Source organism: Amycolatopsis sp. PSD-21 (assembly GCF_055561455.1).
This window is the reverse complement of record NZ_CM145712.1, coordinates 3,337,345-3,353,882: the sequence shown is the minus strand read 5'-3', so window position 1 is coordinate 3,353,882 and position 16,538 is coordinate 3,337,345. Positions and strand designations below refer to the sequence as shown.

The window sequence follows — 16,538 nt, the reverse complement described above, 5'->3', positions numbered from 1 at the left end:
TCGGCCCACAATGCGGGGGTGGCTGGTCATGACGGATTCCCGGGCCTGCTATTGGCCTTTTTCCAGGGGACCGAGGGAATCCCGGGTCCGCCGAACGGCCGCACGCAACGCTTCGGGGTCCGGTCCGTGCTTGAGCACGTCACGGGAGGACGCCGGGAGCACACCCGGGAGTCCTGGGCCGAAAAGGCCCCGGAGATCGGCCACGGTGGCTCCCTGGGCCCCGAAACCGGGCGCCAGGATCGGACCGTTCAGCTTGCTCAGATCGAGCTCCCCCGGCGCGATGGTGGCGCCGACGACGACACCGATGTCACCCAGCGGCCCGACGCCCGCGTTGTACGCGGCCGCCGTGTCGACGATGTCCTGCGCGACGGTTTTTCCGTTGGGCAGCAAGGCGTTCTGCAATCCCTGCGCCTCCGGGTTCGAAGTGCGCGCCAGGACGATCAGGCCCTTGCCCTGCGCCTGCGCGACGTCGATCGCGGGCGCCAGCGAACCGAACCCGAGGTACGGCGACACCGTGATGGCGTCCGCCTCGAGTTCCGCGCCGGCGGGCAGGAACGCCGCCGTGTACGCCGCCATGGTCGAACCGATGTCGCCGCGTTTGACGTCCAGCAGGACGAGCGCGCCCGCCTCCCGGCACACCTTCATCGTCTTGGCCAGAACGGCGACCCCAGGAGGCCCGTAGGCCTCGAAAAAGGCCGACTGGGGCTTGATCACCGCGACCTCGGGCGCCAGCGTCTCAGCGGCCGTGAGGGCGAACTTCGCCAAACCGCCCGCGTCCGCCGGGAGACCCCACGCCTGGAGCAGCCCGGGATGAGGGTCGATACCGGCGCAGAGCGGTCCCTTCTCCGCGACCGCCCGCGCCAGCCTAGCCCCGAACCGCTCGCTCATGCCTTGGCCTTCAGCGCCGCCTGGAGGCTCTGCAGCGACCGCACGCCGATGTCGCCCTTGATGACGGCCTCTATCCCGTGCACGGCCGCCGCCGCGCCCTGCACCGTGGTGATGCAGGGGATGTCGCGCGACACCGCGGCGGTGCGGATCTCGTAGCCGTCGATTCGCGGACCGCTGTTGCCGTACGGGGTGTTGATCACCATCTGGACCTCACCGCTGAGGATGACGTCCACGACGTTCTGTTCGCCTTCAGCGGAACCCTCGTAGTGCTTGCGCACGACGGTGCAGGCGATCCCGTTGCGCCGCAACACTTCCGCGGTGCCGGACGTGGCGAGGATCTCGAATCCGAGGTCCGCCAGCCGCTTCACCGGGAACACCAGCGAACGCTTGTCGCGGTTGGCGACGGAGACGAACACCTTGCCCGACGTCGGCAGCGAACCGTAGGCGCCGGCCTGCGACTTGGCGAACGCCTTGCCGAAGGAGACGTCCACGCCCATGACCTCGCCGGTGGACTTCATCTCCGGGCCGAGCAGCGAATCGACGCCGTGGCCCTCGGGCGTGCGGAAGCGGTGGAACGGCAGGACCGCCTCCTTGACCGCGACCGGCGAATCGGCGGGCATGTGGCCGCCGTCACCCTCGGCGGGCAGGACGCCGGACTCGCGCAGATCCTTGATCGACGAGCCGGTCATGATCAGCGCGGCGGCCTTGGCCAGCGGCACCGCCGTCGCCTTCGACACGAACGGCACCGTCCGCGACGCGCGCGGGTTGGCCTCCAGGACGTAGAGGACGTCGTCCTTGAGCGCGTACTGCACGTTCAGGAGCCCGCGGACGCCGACGCCGCGCGCGATGGCCTCGGTCGAGCGGCGCACCGTCTCGATGTCGGTCCGGCCCAGCGTGATCGGCGGCAGCGCGCAGGAGGAGTCGCCGGAGTGGATCCCGGCCTCCTCGATGTGCTCCATGACGCCGCCGAGGAAGAGCTCGTCACCGTCGAACAGCGCGTCGACGTCGATCTCGATGGCGTCGTCGAGGAACCGGTCCACCAGCACCGGGTGCTCGGGGGTGACCTCGGTGGCGCGGTGGATGTAACCGGCGAGGGATTCCTCGTCGTAGACGATCTCCATGCCGCGTCCGCCGAGCACGTAGGACGGCCGGACGAGGACCGGGTAGCCGATCTGGTCGGCGATCCGCTTCGCGCCCTCGAACGAGGTCGCCGTGCCGTACTTCGGCGCGGGCAGCCCGGCGTCGGTGAGGACCTCGCCGAACGCGCCGCGGTCCTCGGCGAGGTGGATCGCGTCCGGGGAGGTGCCGATCACGGGGACACCGGCGTCGGCGAGGCGCTTCGCGAGCGAGAGCGGGGTCTGGCCGCCCAGCTGCACGATCACCCCGGCGACGGTGCCCGACTCCTGCTCGGCGTTGACCACCTCGAGGACGTCCTCGAACGACAGCGGCTCGAAGTAGAGCCGGTCCGAGGTGTCGTAGTCGGTGGAGACGGTCTCGGGGTTGCAGTTGACCATGACGGCCTCGAAACCGGCCTCGCGCAGGGCGATCGCGGCGTGCACGCACGAGTAGTCGAACTCGATGCCCTGCCCGATGCGGTTCGGCCCGGAGCCGAGGATCAGCACCTTCGGCTTGTCGGTCTGCGCGGTGATCTCCGACTGCGCCGCGGGGTCGGTCTCGTAGGCCGAGTAGTGGTACGGCGTCTTGGCCGCGAACTCGGCCGCGCAGGTGTCGACGGTCTTGTAGACCGGCCGCACGCCGAGACGGCGGCGCAGCGCGCGGACGCCGTCCTCCCCGGCCAGTTCCGGCCGCAGCGAGGCGATCTGGCGGTCGGAGAGGCCGATCCGCTTGGCGCGCCGCAGCAGCGGCTCGTCGAGGACCTGGGCGTCACGGACCTCGGCGCCGACCTCGCCGATGAGGGCGATCTGGTCGATGAACCAGGGGTCGATCCCCGACGCCTCGTGCACCTGCTGGACGGTGGCGCCGAACCGCAGCGCCCGCTCGACCTCGTAGAGGCGCCCGTCGTGCGGTGTACGCAGGGCCTCCAGCACGGACTCCAGCGTCGCGCCTTCGGGGTCGGGCCGGGTCCAGAAGCCGGTGGCCTTGGTGTCGATGGACCGCAGCGCCTTGCCGAGCGCCTCGGGGAAGCTGCGGCCGAAGGACATCGCCTCGCCGACGCTCTTCATCGTCGTGGTGAGCGTCGGGTCCGCGCCGGGGAACTTCTCGAAGGCGAACCGCGGCACCTTCACCACGACGTAGTCCAGCGTCGGCTCGAAGGCCGCCGGGGTCTCGCCGGTGATGTCGTTGCGGATCTCGTCGAGGGTGTAGCCGATGGCGAGCTTCGCGGCGATCTTGGCGATCGGGAACCCGGTCGCCTTCGACGCCAGCGCGCTCGACCGCGACACGCGCGGGTTCATCTCGATGACGACCATGCGGCCGTCCTCGGGGTTGATCGCGAACTGGATGTTGCAGCCGCCGGTGTCGACACCGACCTCGCGCAGCACGGCGATGCCGACGTCGCGCATGTGCTGGTACTCGCGGTCGGTCAGGGTCATCGCGGGCGCGACGGTGACCGAGTCGCCGGTGTGCACGCCCATCGCGTCGATGTTCTCGATCGAGCAGACGACCACCACGTTGTCGTGCCGGTCGCGCATGAGCTCGAGTTCGAACTCCTTCCAGCCGAGGACGCTCTCCTCGATGAGCACCTCGGTGACCGGCGACTCGGTGAGCCCGGTGGAGGCGAGCCGCTCCAGCTCCTCGTCGGTGTGCGCCATCCCCGAGCCGAGCCCGCCCATGGTGAACGACGGCCGGATGACCACCGGGAGGCCGACCTCGGCGACGGTCGCGCGGACCTCGTCCATGTCGTGGCAGACCCGCGAACGCGGCACCTCGCCGCCGATCGTGCGGACGATGTCCTTGAACTTCTGCCGGTCCTCACCGCGCTGGATGGCCTCGACGTCGGCGCCGATCAGCTCGACGCCGTACTTCTCCAGGACGCCGCGCTCGTGCAGGGCCACCGCGCAGTTCAGCGCCGTCTGCCCGCCGAGGGTCGCGAGGATCGCGTCGGGACGCTCCTCGGCGATGACCTTCTCGACGAATTCCGGGGTGACCGGCTCGATGTAGGTGGCGTCGGCGAACTCGGGGTCGGTCATGATGGTCGCCGGGTTCGAGTTCACCAGCGAGACGCGCAGTCCCTCTTCGCGGAGTACGCGGCAGGCCTGGGTGCCGGAGTAGTCGAACTCCGCCGCCTGGCCGATCACGATCGGCCCGGAGCCGATCACCAGCACGTGCTGGATGTCTGTCCTCTTCGGCATTACTTGGCCTTCTCCGTGTTGATCATGGCGCGCGGTCGACGAACGCGTAGCCGGGCCGTGAGTTCTTGAATTCCGTTGCGGTCCGCGCCGAAGGCGGCCCGCCTCCACGTTCGCGAGGCCTTCGGCCAGTGCGCGCCGTCGTGGCCGCTCACCTGGTCAGCCATTTCCCCGCCCCGCGCTCTTGTCCATCAAGCCGACGAACTCATCGAACAGGGGGGCCGCGTCGTGCGGGCCGGCGGCGGCCTCGGGGTGGTACTGCACCGAGAACGCGGGGACGTCGAACGCGCGGACACCTTCGACGGTGTCGTCGTTCGGGCAGTAGTGCGAGATCTGCGCGGCGCCGAACGGCGTCTCGAACCGCTGACCGGGCTCGCCTTCGAGGGCGAAACCGTGGTTCTGCGCGGTGATCGCGACACGTTTGGTGGCCACGTCGATCACCGGGATGTTGATGCCGCGGTGGCCGTAGCGCATCTTGTAGGTGCCCAGACCCAGCGCGCGGCCGAGGATCTGGTTGCCGAAGCAGATGCCGAACAGCGGGATCTCCCGCTGCAGCACCGCTTTCGTCAGCTCCGTGGCGTGCGCGGTGGTCGCCGGGTCGCCGGGGCCGTTGGACAGGAACACCCCGTCCGCCTCGACGGCGAGCAGTTCGTCCACAGTGGACGACGACGGCAGCACGTGCACCTCGATACCGCGAGCGGCCATCATGCGCGGGGTGTTGGACTTGATGCCCAGATCCAGCGCGGCCACGCGGAACTTCCGCTCGCCCCGCGCCTCGACGACGTACGCCTGCTTCGTGGTGACTTCACCGGCGAGGTCGGCGCCCTTCATCTGCGGGCTCGCCCGCACCTGCGCGAGCATCTCCTCGTCGGTGCCCAGCGCGTCACCCGAGAACACACCGGACCGCATGGCGCCCTGCTCGCGCAGGTGCCGGGTCAGCGTGCGGGTGTCCACTTCGGAGATCCCGACGACGCCCTGACGCTCCAGTTCCTCGTCCAGCGTGCGCTTGGAGCGCCAGTTGGACGGGGTGCGCGCGGGATCGCGGACGACGTAGCCCGAGACCCAGATGCGCGAGGACTCGTCGTCCTCGTCGTTCCAGCCGGTGTTGCCGATCTGCGGCGCGGTCTGGACCACGATCTGCCGGTGGTAGGAGGGGTCGGTCAGCGTCTCCTGGTAGCCGGTCATCCCGGTGCAGAACACCGCCTCACCCAGGCTGCGGCCACGGGCGCCGTACGCGGAGCCGCGGAAGACCCGGCCGTCCTCCAGGACCAGCGCTGCGGGGGTCCTGGAACCATTCGCGGTGCTCATCAGGCACCTCCCTTGATGTCGTTACGGGTGTCTTGCAAAGCTTCGATCCACTGTGGATAGTCGTCGACGTCGTCGCCGCGGAATCCGGTGTCCAGTTCGACGTCGCCGGCCAGCCAGGTGACGACGAGCAGCGCGTCGATGCCCATCACCTTCCCGGCCATCCCCTTGTCCTTGCGGACGCCGGTGACGGACGCGCGCGGGATCCAGAAGTCCGGGGCGCCGCCGCGTTCGATGGCGATGCCGTCTTCGTGCAGGCGCCACACCGCGCCGGTGCGCAGGCCGGCGCCGCGGGTGACGACGCGGTCCTGCCAGTGCCCGGCGGTCGTCGTGCTGACGTAGAGGCCGGTCGATTCGAGCAAGGCCTCACCGGGCTCCGCGGGGATCTCCGGGAACGGCGGCACCTGGACGCTCTGCGCCCGGGACTTGCGCCGCCAGCCGCGCCACATCAGGAAGACGCAGAACAGGAAGAAGGCGAAGACCGCCAGGGTCAGCAGAAGCCGGTCACTCATGATGCGATCTTCCCTTCCCGTGCGGTGATCCGCCCGCGCAGCAACGTCGCCGTCACCACGCCGGGGAGCCGCATTCCTTCGTACGGGGTGTTCGCCGCGATACTCGCGAACTCGGCCCCGCGCACGGTCCATTCGGTGTCCGGGTCCACCAGCGTCAGGTTGGCGGGCTCGCCGACCTCGATCGGACGGCCGTGGTCGGTCAGGTTGCCGATCTCGGCGGGCCGTTCGCTCATCACGCGCGCGACGCCCCGCCAGTCCAGCAGGCCGGTGCGGACCATGGTCTCGACCACGATCGACAGCGCGGTCTGCAGGCCGAGCATGCCCGGCCGGGCCGAGCTCCACTCGCAGTCCTTGTCCTGGACCGCGTGCGGGGCGTGGTCCGTGGCGACGCAGTCGATGACGCCTTCGGCGAGCGCGGCGCGCAGCTTTTCGGCGTCGGACTCCGTGCGCAGCGGCGGGTTGACCTTGTTGACCGGGTCGTAGGTCGCGAGCCGCTCGTCGGTCAGCAGCAGGTGGTGCGGGGTGACCTCGGCCGAGACCTTGGTGCCGCGGTCCTTGGCCCATTTGAGGATGTCCGCGGTACCCGAGGTCGAAACATGGCAGACGTGCAGCCGCGCGTTCGCGTGCTCGGCGAGCAGGCAGTCACGGGCGACGATCGACTCCTCCGCCGAGGCGGGCCAGCCGGTGTAACCCAGGCGCGCGGCCTGCTCGCCCTCGTGCGCCTGAGCGCCGACGGTCAGCCGCGGTTCCTCGGCGTGCTGGGCGATGACCACGCCGAGCGCCATCGAGTACTCCAGCGCGCGGCGCATGAGCAGCGGGTCCGCGACGCAGAGGCCGTCGTCGGAGAACACCTTCACCCGGGCTTCGGATTTCGCCATGGTGCCCAGTTCGGCGAGCTTCTCGCCCTTGAGCCCCACGGTGACCGCGCCGACCGGGTGCACGTCGACCAGCCCGGCCTCCTGGCCGCGCCGCCACACGTGGTCGACGATCACCGCGTTGTCGGCCACCGGGTCGGTGTTGGCCATGGCGAACACCGCGGTGTAGCCGCCGAGCGCGGCCGCGGCCGAACCGGTGGCGATCGTCTCGGTGTCCTCCCGCCCCGGTTCGCGCAGGTGGGTGTGCAGGTCGACGAAACCGGGCAGCAGCACCTGGCCGCCCGCGTCGATCACTTCGGCTTCTTCTGGCGCGTCGAGCGAACCGATGTCGGTGATGACCCCGTCCTCGACGAGCACGTCGACCGGATCGCCCTCGCCGTAGGGTCGGGCGCCCTTGATCAGGACGGTGGTCATGCAGCGGCTCCTTCACTGGCGAGCAAGTGGTAAAGGACCGCCATGCGCACGTGGACGCCGTTGCGGACCTGTTCGGTGATGGCCGAGGCCGGGGAGTCGGCGACCGCCGAGGCGATCTCCATCCCGCGCAGCATCGGGCCGGGGTGCAGGACGACGGCGTGCTCGGGCAGCAGCTTCATCCGCCGTTCGTTGAGACCGTAGGCGATCGAGTACTCGCGCGCGCTCGGGAAAAAGCCCCCGTGCATGCGTTCGGCCTGGACCCGCAGCATCATGACCGCGTCGAGCGCGGGCAGTTCGGCGTCGAGTTCGTGCGACACGGTGACCGGCAGGCTCTCCACTCCCGCCGGCAGCAGCGTCGGCGGCGCGACGAGCACCACCTCCGCGCCCAGCGAGGAGAGCAGGTGGATGTTCGACCGCGCGACCCGGCTGTGCAGGACGTCGCCGACGATCCCGATGCGGCGGCCCTCGAAGGAACCGAGGCGCTCCCGCAGCGTGGCCGCGTCGAGAAGCGCCTGCGTCGGATGCTCGTGGGTGCCGTCCCCGGCGTTGACGACCGCCGTCCCCGCTTCGGCGAGCCAGCCCGAAAGCCGCTGCGCCGCACCGGAGGCGGGGTGCCGGATGATCACGCAGTCGGCACCGGCCGCGGCCAGCGTCAGCGCGGTGTCCCGCAGCGATTCGCCCTTGTTGACCGAGGAACTGGACGCGGAGACGTTGATCACGTCGGCGCTCATCCACTTCCCCGCGATCTCGAACGAGACACGGGTGCGGGTCGAGTTCTCGTAGAACAGCGTGATGACGGTGCGGCCGCGCAACGTCGGCAGTTTGCGGACCTCGCGGCCCAGCAAGGTGTGCTTGAGCTCTTCCGCGGTGTCCAGCACGGCTGTCGCGAGCGCCGGGTCGAGCCCGTCGGTGGCGAGCAGGTGCTTCACTATCGATCTCCTTCTGGTTGCGCGCGAAGCAGAACCGAGTCCCGTCCGTCCACTTCGGACAGCAGGACCTCGATCCCTTCGGCGCGCGAGGTGGGCACGTTCTTGCCCACGTAGTCGGCGCGGATCGGCAGTTCGCGGTGGCCGCGGTCGACCAGCACGGCCAGCTGGACCGCGCGCGGGCGGCCGTGGTCGCGCAGGGCGTCGAGGGCGGCGCGGATGGTGCGGCCGGAGAACAGCACGTCGTCGACCAGGATCACCACCGCGTCGTCGATACCGGTCGGCGGCAGCTGCGAATGTTCGAGCGCGCGGGGCGGGCGGCGGCGGAGATCATCACGGTAGAGCGTGATGTCCAGCGCGCCGGTGGGCGGACGGATGCCGGAGAACTCGGCGATCTTGTCCGCGAGCCGCAGGGCGAGCGGGGTCCCCCGGGTGGGGATGCCCAGCAACACGGGCGGAGTCGAGCCACCGGCACCGAGAGCGGTCTTCTCGATGACCTGGTGGGCCATTCGGGCGATCGTGCGCGCGACATCGCCGGACGAGAGCAGCTCGCGCTCTCCCGCCGGTTCCGCCGCGCCACGCGGGCGTGACGACAAGGCGGACCTCCTTCCCCGCCTCTCTGGACGGGTCCTTAAAGGACGTCGACTTCCTGCTTGGCGAGGAAATCGAACCGACACTAGCAGGAGCGGACGCTCATTCTTACGAGTGGCGCGCCCCAGGTGACGAAGGCCTCTCGAAAGCACCCGCTTGACCTGGTGACAACTATGCGTAACCATTACTCTGAGTATTCGACTCTAGGAGTCCCCTGGATCGGTCACCTCGACCGGTTGGGGGTGAGGAAACGGAGAACCACCAGATGGGCGATTACGCCAAGGCGCTCGGGGCCAAGCTCCGCGGGATCCGCCAGCAGCAGGGCCTGTCCCTGCACGGGGTCGAGCAGAAGTCCGGAGGCCGCTGGAAGGCCGTCGTCGTCGGTTCGTACGAGCGCGGGGACCGCGCCGTCACCGTGCAGAAGCTCGCCGAGCTCGCCGACTTCTACGGCGTGCCGGTGGTCGAGCTGCTGCCGGAGGGCCGGGTGCCGTCGGGTGCCGAGCCCGCCACGAAGATCGTCATCAACCTGGAGCGTCTGCAGCAGCTCCCGGCGGAGAAGGTCGGGCCGCTCGCCCGCTACGCGGCCACCATCCAGAGCCAGCGCGGCGACTACAACGGCAAGGTGCTCTCGATCCGCACCGAGGACCTCCGTTCGCTGGCGATCATCTACGACATGACCCCCGGGGAGCTCACCGAGCAGCTGATCGACTGGGGTGTGCTGCCGCCCGAGGCTCGACCGTCCAAAGAGGACTAGAGATGGCGTCGTTTTCGGTCCGGGGGGACCGGAAACGCCAACCGGCACCACCGAGCACGAGAACGGGCCGTGCCCTCGGCAGAGGACACGGCCCGTTGTAGTACGTCTTCCTACAGGACCGCGCGGAGCCTGTCGGCGATCGTGCCGATCCGGCCGAGCACGCCGTTCACGAAGCGCGGCGAGTCGTCGGTCGACAGCTCCTTCGCCAGCCCGACGGCCTCGTCGATGGCGACCGGGTCCGGCACGTCTTCGGCCCACAGCAGCTCGTAGACGCCGACGCGGAGCACCGCCAGGTCCACCGGCGGCATCCGGTCCAGCGTCCAGCCCTGAGCGTGCTCGGAGAGCAGCTCGTCGATCTGGGTCTTGCGGCCGGTGACGCCCTCGACCAGCGAGATCGTGTAGTCCGCGATCGGGTCGACCTCGACCGAACCGACCCGGTCCGCCAGCAGCGTCACCGCGTCGGCACCGCGCTGGGCGGCTTCGTACATCATCTCGACCGCGCGCTTGCGGGCCTGACGACGGCTGATCGGCCCGCCGCGGTTCGGGGACTTGCCGGACTTGTCTGAACCGGCCATCAGCTGGAGACGCGGCCCAGGTAGCGGCCGTCACGGGTGTCGACCTTGATCTTCTCGCCCGTGGTGAGGAACAGCGGCACCTGGATCTCGGCGCCGGTCTCCAGGGTGGCGGGCTTGGTGCCACCGGTGGAGCGGTCGCCCTGCAGGCCGGGGTCGGTGTGCTGGACGACGAGCTCGACCGAGGTGGGCAGCTCGATGTACAGCGGGACACCCTCGTGCACCGCGACCTGGACCTCGGTGTTCTCGAGGAGGTAGTTCGCGTTGTCGCCGACGGTCTCGGCCAGCACGGTGATCTGGTCGTAGGTCTCCGCGTCCATGAACACGAAGTCCTGACCCTCCTTGTACAGGTAGGTCATGTTGCGGCGGTCGACGGTGGCCGTATCGACCTTCGTGCCCGCGTTGAAGGTCTTGTCGACGACCTTGCCGGTCAGCACGTGCTTGAGCGTCGTGCGGACGAACGCGCCGCCCTTGCCCGGCTTGACGTGCTGGAACGCGGTGACGGTCCAGAGCTGGCCGTCGAGGTTGAGGACGAGCCCGTTCTTCAGGTCGTTGGTGGTGGCCACGAGTGTGCAGTCTCCTGTGTCGATCTTCCGGGCCGCCGTCAGACGACCACGAGTTCCTTGGTGCTCAGCGTGAGGAGTTCGGGCGTACCTTCCCGCACGACCAGCGTGTCCTCGATGCGCACGCCTCCGCGTCCGGGCAGATACACACCAGGTTCGACGGTGACGGCCATACCGGCGGACAGTGTACCGACGCCGGTCGCGGCCAGGCTGGGCGCCTCGTGCACCTGCAGCCCGACGCCGTGGCCGAGACCGTGGCCGAACTCCTCGCCGCGCCCCGCGCCGACGATCACGCCGCGGGCCGCCTTGTCCACTTCGGACACTTCGGCGCCGGGGAGGACGGCGTCACAGCCCGCCGCCTGCGCGCGCTGGACCAGCTCGTAGATCTCCTCCTGCCAGGCCGCCGGCTTGCCGAGGACGAACGTGCGGGTCATGTCGGAGTGGTAGCCGTCGACCGTGGCACCGAAGTCGATCTTGACGAAATCGCCGGTCGCGAGCACGGCCGGGGTGGGCCGGTGGTGCGGGATCGCGGAGTTGGCGCCCGCCGCGACGATCGTGTCGAACGAAGGGCCGGTCGAGCCGTGGCCGAGCATGCGGTTCTCGAGGTCGCGGGCGACGTCCAGCTCGGTGCGGCCCGGCCGGAGCCCGCCGGCGGACACCAGGTCCTCCAGCGCCCGGTCGGCCGCCGCGCATGCCTGGCGCAGCGCTTCGATCTCCTGCTCGTCCTTGACCAGCCGCAGCTGCTCGACGAGCCCAGGCGTCCGGACCAGCTCGACGCGGTCGAAGCGGACCTTGAGGTCTTCGTGCTGCTCGACGCTGACGTGCTGGCTCTCGAACCCGGTCTTGCCGAACTTCTTCTCGGCCGCCAGGTCGGCGAGCTTCGCCGCGCTCGCGCGGTCCAGCACTCGTTCGAGGTCGGGCACTTCCGTCGCCGACTGGACCGTGTAGCGCCCGTCGGTGCAGAAGATCGTCTTGTCGTCGCCGCTCCCGTGGACGAGGAGAGCGGCGTTGGACCCGGTGAAGCCGGTCAGGTACCTGATGTTGAGCAGGTCCGTGACCAGCAGCGCGTCCACCCCGGAGTCGGCCAGCAGGGAACGCAGCGCCGCGCGGCGGCGAGAGAAGTATTCACGCACGTGATGGAGTTTAGGGGGTGGACCGCTCCCAGTACGCGTTCCGCCTGCTGCCTGCGTTCACTGTGGCGTGCGGCCGCGTGAAGGCCCCCTTCACGCGGCTGAGCCGAGGGAAGGGGGCCTTCACGCGCATCCATCGTGGCTACTGGTGTACCTGGGGCGAATGTGGCGGTCCCCGATTCCGTGAAGGCCTCCTTCACTACCTTCAGGGTAGGCAAGGAGGCCTTCACGGAGGGACGGCCGCCCACCACCGGTGGTGAGCCCACGGGTCGCTACTGGCGAGTTAAACTCACCCAATGGCACCGTGGCTGACTCGTGGACTCGTGATGGCGCTGCTGCACGGCGCGGCCGTCACCGTGCTGGCCAAGTACGAGGTCTTCAACCCCACCGACAAGACCCTCGTCACCGCCCTCACCCTCGCCGTCCTGGTCGGCGCGGCCGCGGGCTGGGGTGCCGTGGACGCCTGGCAGGGCAAACCCGAACGCGGCAAGAACTGGTTCATCGCGGCGCTGATCGCCGGCCCGGTGTCGGGCGTGCTGTACGTGATCGGCCGCGCGGTGTTCGTCGACCAGACCGGCGTCTCCGAACTCGGCGGCGCGCTCACCGGCGGCGCCGCCTTCTCGGCCCTGCTGGTGCTCATCCCGGCCGGGCTCGGCCTGTTCGTCGGCGGCCGCATCACCAAGGCCGATCAGCCCGCGAGCGAGAAACCTGCCGGGAAGCCGTCCCAGGCCTGATCGGCGATCGTCTCGACGGCCGAGTCGTTCAGCACCGCCGTCCTGCCGTCCGGCAGCGCGAAGAGCTTGCCGTCGAGCACCACGCCGAACCCTCGGCCCGGTGCGTGCACCATCCTCGCCCCGGCGCTCAACCGCGCCGTCCGCGGGAGGTTGTCGACGGCTTTGAGCCGCTGGTTCAGCACCTCGCCCGCAAGCGCCGCGGCCACCGAGCGCCGGTCGACCCGCACCAGGGTGCCGCCGGCCACGAGGTCGATGGTCCGCTGCGGCGACGGCATCGCGACGCCTTCGAACGAGGTCCGGATCCGGGCCTCGTCCTCGCACGCCCGTGAACCGCGGACGTCCAGGCCGAAGTGCTTGAGGTCGGTCGGCGCCGCCGCGCCGCCGATGACCGTGGCGCGGACGACGTCGAACGGGACCCGGTCGCACACGTCGCCCGAGGAGAGCGGCGCGTGCCCGTCGGGCCGCCGGACCAGCCCCGGGCCTTCCTTCCACGCGCCGGGGATGAGCGCTGGCCGGTACGGCTGCGCAGTGAAGTCCCTGTTCCAGAACGTGAGCGTGGTGCCCTTTTCGGTCTCGTGCGCGATCACGAAGGCGTCGAGCGAACCGACCCACATCAGGTCGGTGCTGAACGCGTCGACCAGGGAACGGGGGCGCGGCGAGGTCGTGCCGGGTTTGGCGACGAAGCCCTGCTCCCCCAGCGTTTCCACGTTCCGGGTGAACGCCGCGTCCTTGGCCCGGAGCAGGAACTGCCCGGCGCCGTTCCATCCGGCGCCCTTCGCCGTGGTGTCGGTGAAGAGCACGTAGAACCAGCCGTCGAGGTACACCGCCGAAGGCTGGCCCGCGCCGTAGACGTTGTCGCGGTGCACGTCGTGCGACGGCCCGATGATCGGCTTCCCGCCGGCCGCCCGCGTCCAGGTGAGGCCGTCGGAGCTGGTCGCGAGGCCGATCGAGTTGCCGAGCGCGTGGTCGCCCGCCGCGCCGGTGTAATACATGTAGTAGGTCGAGCCGACCTTGATCACCGACGGATCGCAGGTGTGCATACCGTCGAAACCGCCGGGCGCGCCCGAGAACACCGCCGCCGGGCCACCACCGGACGGGCCGGTGAACGGACCGTCGAGCGAGGGCGACTGCGCGTAGAGGACGTCGTCACCGGGCGGCTGGGCGCTGCCGTACTGGCTGCACCACCACATCTTGAGTTTGCCGCCCTCCCGCATCACGGTCGGGCTGTAGTTGTAGACCGCGTCCTGATCGCCCGCGGCCACCACGCCGCCGCTGGCCCGGGGATCGCTCGTCACCAGCTCGACGTCCATCGGGCGCGGCTTTTCCTTGGGAGCCTGCTGGGCCCCGCCGATCCCGCCGCCCTTGCCGTCGGCCTGGGACTGCACCGTGCCGTCGCTGCACGCCGCGAGGACCGCGCCGGCCGCGAGAAGGGCCACGACGGCACGGGCGGGTCGCCGACCCCCTCGAAAAAGGCGCATGATGGCCGAGTGTAGCGAGGCTTAATCCGGTCGAGTGACCTCAGTACCCGGGAGAGCGACCAGTTCCACTTCGAAGCCGTCGGCGTTTTCGAGGTAGGCGGCGTAGTGATGGTCACCGCCCGCATACGGATATTTGTCCGCGAACATCGGCGACCAGCCGTGTTCGAGCGCCTTCGCGGCCAGTTCGTCCACCCGATCGCGTGACTCGACGTGCAAGGCGAGATGGTTCAGGCCCGGGGCGGTGCGCTCGTGCTTCTCCCCGCTGAGCGCGGGAGAACGCTCGACGACCAGATACGTCGCGCCGTGTTTCCAGCTGACCCCGGCGGGCCAGCGCTGGAACTCCCGCCAGCCGAGCTCGCCGAGCAGCCAGCCCCAGCTCTCCTCCGCGCGCCCGAGATCGGGCACCCACAGCTCGATGTGGTGCGCGCGGCCGTGGTCCGAAGGCAGCGCGACGAAGACCCGATGCGGCCCGCTGCCGTAGTGGTCACCACCACCGACGTCGAGAAAACCCAAGCGCCGCACCAGGTTCTGACTGGACACATTGGACTCGCCGACCAGCGCCCACACCGAGGAGAGGCCGAGCCCGACGAGGCCGTGCTCCAGCAGGGCCTTCGCGGCCTCGGTCGCGAGGCCCTGCCCGCCGTGCGCGCGCGAAAGGTAATAGCCGATCTCCGGCACGTCGCCGGGCAGCTCCTGCGAGGGCCGCAGATGCGCGAGGCCGATCACCTCGCCGTCGCGTTCGATCGCCCAGTGCCCCATGCCCGCCGGGCCGTCGTAGGACAACCTGCGGCCGACCATCTCGCGGACCCGGTCCGGCTCGGTGAGCGGTACCGCGAAATGCGCGCTCATCGCCGGATCGGCGAAGAGCTTGATGATCGCGTCGGTGTCCGCCTCCGTCAGCGCGCGCAACCGCAGCCTCGCGGTCTCAAGCGTGGGCGGGTTGTTCATGCCGCGTTCGCGGCCATCCAGCGCAGGGCGAGCGGGTAACCGTCGACCCCGAGCCCGGCGATCACGGCGGTGGCGATATCCGACAGCACGCTGTGGTGCCTGAACTGCTCACGCTTGTGCACGTTGGAGATGTGCAGCTCGATCAGCGGCGCCTTGAGCTGGGCGGCGGCGTCGCGGACCGCGATCGAGTAGTGCGTCCAGGCGGCGGCGTTGAGCACCACCGGCCACCCCGCGTCGGCGGCCTCGTGCAGCCAGCCGACCATCTCGCCCTCGTGGTCGGTCTGCCGGACCTCGACGTCGATCCCCAGCTCCTTGCCGGTTTCGACGCAGGTGGACACCAGATCCGCGTGCGTGGCCGAACCGTAGATCCCGGGCTCACGCAGGCCGAGCCTGCCGAGGTTGGGGCCGTTGAGGACGAGCACCTTCACAGCAGCACGCTCCCACCGGGCTTGGGGGCTTCACCGGCCACCACCGAGTACGCGGCGGCGAGCAGCGACGGGTCCGGGCCCTCCAGCCTGCCGGGTTTCGCCAGTCCGTCGAGGACGACGAAGCGCAGCACGCCCGACCGGGTCTTCTTGTCGCCCTTCATCGTCTCCAGCAATTGCGGGAGCGCGTCCGGGTCGTAAGTGGTCGGCAGGCCCAGCAGTTTGAGCACCTTCGAGTGCCGCTCGGCGGTGGCGTCGTCGAGACGGCCGGCCAGGCGCGCGAGTTCGGCGGCGAACACCAGGCCGACGCTGACCGCCGCGCCGTGGCGCCACCGGTACCGCTCGCGGCGCTCGATGGCGTGGGCGAGTGTGTGGCCGTAGTTGAGGATCTCGCGCAGATCAGACTCGCGCAGATCCGCGGCGACGACGTCGGCCTTGACCTGGATCGAGCGGCGGACCAGTTCGCCGAGGACCTCGCCGGTGGTGTCCAGCGCCGCCGCGGGGTCCTGCTCGACGAGCTCGACGATGCGGGGGTCGGCGATGAAACCGGCCTTGACCACCTCGGCCATTCCGGCGACGAGTTCATTGGGGGGCAACGTTTCCAGCGTCGCGAGGTCGACGAGGACCGCGCTCGGCTCGTGGAAGACGCCGACCAGGTTCTTGCCGGCCTCGGTGTTGATGCCGGTCTTGCCGCCGAGGGAGGCGTCGACCATGCCCAGCAGCGTGGTGGGCACGTTGACCAGGCGGACGCCGCGCATCCAGGTGGCGGCGACGAACCCGGCGAGGTCGGTCACGGCGCCGCCGCCGAGCCCGACGACCACGCCCTGGCGGTCGAGACCGATGCGGCCGAGTACCTCCCAGCAGAAGCTGGCGACGGTGAGCGCCTTGCCGTCCTCGGCGTCGGGGATCTCGACGCGGTGCGCGTCGATCCCGGCCTCGGCCAGTTCGTCGCGGATGGCCTCGGCGGTGGTCGTCAGCGTCGGCGGGTGGATCAGCGCGACCTTGGAGGCGTCGGCGAGCTGCTCGGTGAGCTCGCCCAGCAGGCCGCGGCCGATGACGACGTCGTAAGGCTTGGCGGTGTTGACGGTGATGCGGACCGGCTCGGTCATCGTTCC

The 16,538-nt window shown here is 70.0% G+C and carries 16 protein-coding genes; 2 read left to right on the top strand and 14 right to left on the bottom strand.

Annotated elements, in window-relative coordinates; all coding sequences use genetic code 11:
* Positions 1–48: 48 nt before the first annotated feature.
* From pyrF to pyrR, 7 genes are all read right to left on the bottom strand, one after another.
* Positions 49–888, bottom strand: coding sequence for an orotidine-5'-phosphate decarboxylase (gene pyrF, locus ACZ1DY_RS16275; RefSeq protein ID WP_465484840.1), 840 nt, complete (start codon positions 886–888; stop codon positions 49–51).
* Positions 885–4,199, bottom strand: a complete 3,315-nt coding sequence (gene carB, locus ACZ1DY_RS16270; protein ID WP_126731724.1) for a carbamoyl-phosphate synthase large subunit — start codon at positions 4,197–4,199, stop codon at positions 885–887. The genes pyrF and carB overlap by 4 nt, the downstream gene beginning before the upstream one ends.
* Before the next feature lie 156 nt (positions 4,200–4,355).
* Positions 4,356–5,504, bottom strand: coding sequence for a glutamine-hydrolyzing carbamoyl-phosphate synthase small subunit (gene carA / locus ACZ1DY_RS16265; protein WP_465484839.1), 1,149 nt, complete (start codon positions 5,502–5,504; stop codon positions 4,356–4,358).
* On the bottom strand, positions 5,504–6,013 hold the full coding sequence (locus tag ACZ1DY_RS16260) for a PH-like domain-containing protein (RefSeq protein WP_126731721.1): 510 nt from the start codon (positions 6,011–6,013) through the stop codon (positions 5,504–5,506). Before ACZ1DY_RS16260 ends, carA begins: the two co-directional genes overlap by 1 nt.
* Positions 6,010–7,302, bottom strand: coding sequence for a dihydroorotase (locus ACZ1DY_RS16255; RefSeq protein ID WP_465484838.1), 1,293 nt, complete (start codon positions 7,300–7,302; stop codon positions 6,010–6,012). Before ACZ1DY_RS16255 ends, ACZ1DY_RS16260 begins: the two co-directional genes overlap by 4 nt.
* Positions 7,299–8,231, bottom strand: a complete 933-nt coding sequence (locus tag ACZ1DY_RS16250; protein WP_034311667.1) for an aspartate carbamoyltransferase catalytic subunit — start codon at positions 8,229–8,231, stop codon at positions 7,299–7,301. Before ACZ1DY_RS16250 ends, ACZ1DY_RS16255 begins: the two co-directional genes overlap by 4 nt.
* Positions 8,231–8,824 carry a bifunctional pyr operon transcriptional regulator/uracil phosphoribosyltransferase PyrR gene (pyrR, locus tag ACZ1DY_RS16245; RefSeq protein WP_126731718.1) on the bottom strand — a complete coding sequence of 198 codons (594 nt, stop codon included), beginning with the start codon at positions 8,822–8,824 and terminating at the stop codon, positions 8,231–8,233. Before pyrR ends, ACZ1DY_RS16250 begins: the two co-directional genes overlap by 1 nt.
* A gap of 260 nt (positions 8,825–9,084) precedes the next feature.
* Between pyrR and bldD the strand changes: the two genes are divergently transcribed.
* Positions 9,085–9,573, top strand: a complete 489-nt coding sequence (bldD, locus tag ACZ1DY_RS16240) for a transcriptional regulator BldD (RefSeq protein ID WP_003096372.1) — start codon at positions 9,085–9,087, stop codon at positions 9,571–9,573.
* A gap of 110 nt (positions 9,574–9,683) precedes the next feature.
* Here bldD and nusB read toward each other — a convergent pair whose 3' ends face one another.
* Genes nusB through ACZ1DY_RS16225 form a run of 3 tightly spaced genes read right to left on the bottom strand, consistent with a single transcriptional unit; the run spans position 9,684 to position 11,841 of the window.
* Positions 9,684–10,148, bottom strand: a complete 465-nt coding sequence (nusB, locus tag ACZ1DY_RS16235) for a transcription antitermination factor NusB (RefSeq protein WP_005152382.1) — start codon at positions 10,146–10,148, stop codon at positions 9,684–9,686.
* Positions 10,148–10,711 (bottom strand): elongation factor P, encoded by a 564-nt coding sequence (gene efp, locus ACZ1DY_RS16230; protein WP_007029629.1) that lies wholly within the window; start codon positions 10,709–10,711, stop codon positions 10,148–10,150. Before efp ends, nusB begins: the two co-directional genes overlap by 1 nt.
* 38 nt (positions 10,712–10,749) lie before the next feature.
* Positions 10,750–11,841: a M24 family metallopeptidase gene (locus ACZ1DY_RS16225; protein ID WP_126731716.1), complete on the bottom strand. Its 1,092-nt coding sequence runs from the start codon at positions 11,839–11,841 to the stop codon at positions 10,750–10,752.
* A 293-nt stretch (positions 11,842–12,134) separates the two neighbouring features.
* Between ACZ1DY_RS16225 and ACZ1DY_RS16220 the strand changes: the two genes are divergently transcribed.
* Positions 12,135–12,572 (top strand): B-4DMT family transporter, encoded by a 438-nt coding sequence (locus ACZ1DY_RS16220; RefSeq protein WP_257487750.1) that lies wholly within the window; start codon positions 12,135–12,137, stop codon positions 12,570–12,572.
* Here ACZ1DY_RS16220 and ACZ1DY_RS16215 read toward each other — a convergent pair.
* From ACZ1DY_RS16215 to aroB, 4 genes are read right to left on the bottom strand one after another with little or no spacing between them, the layout of a single operon-like run.
* The gene (locus tag ACZ1DY_RS16215; RefSeq protein WP_465484837.1) at positions 12,527–14,050 is read right to left on the bottom strand and encodes a glycoside hydrolase family protein; all 1,524 of its coding nucleotides are present in this window, start codon (positions 14,048–14,050) and stop codon (positions 12,527–12,529) included. The two genes, ACZ1DY_RS16220 and ACZ1DY_RS16215, sit on opposite strands and share 46 nt — an antisense overlap.
* Positions 14,051–14,071: 21 nt before the next feature.
* Positions 14,072–14,998, bottom strand: a complete 927-nt coding sequence (locus ACZ1DY_RS16210) for a GNAT family N-acetyltransferase (RefSeq protein ID WP_465484836.1) — start codon at positions 14,996–14,998, stop codon at positions 14,072–14,074.
* Positions 14,995–15,426 (bottom strand): type II 3-dehydroquinate dehydratase, encoded by a 432-nt coding sequence (aroQ, locus tag ACZ1DY_RS16205; protein ID WP_219153084.1) that lies wholly within the window; start codon positions 15,424–15,426, stop codon positions 14,995–14,997. The genes ACZ1DY_RS16210 and aroQ overlap by 4 nt, the downstream gene beginning before the upstream one ends.
* The gene (gene aroB, locus ACZ1DY_RS16200; protein WP_034311646.1) at positions 15,423–16,532 is read right to left on the bottom strand and encodes a 3-dehydroquinate synthase; all 1,110 of its coding nucleotides are present in this window, start codon (positions 16,530–16,532) and stop codon (positions 15,423–15,425) included. Before aroB ends, aroQ begins: the two co-directional genes overlap by 4 nt.
* Positions 16,533–16,538 lie beyond the last annotated feature (6 nt).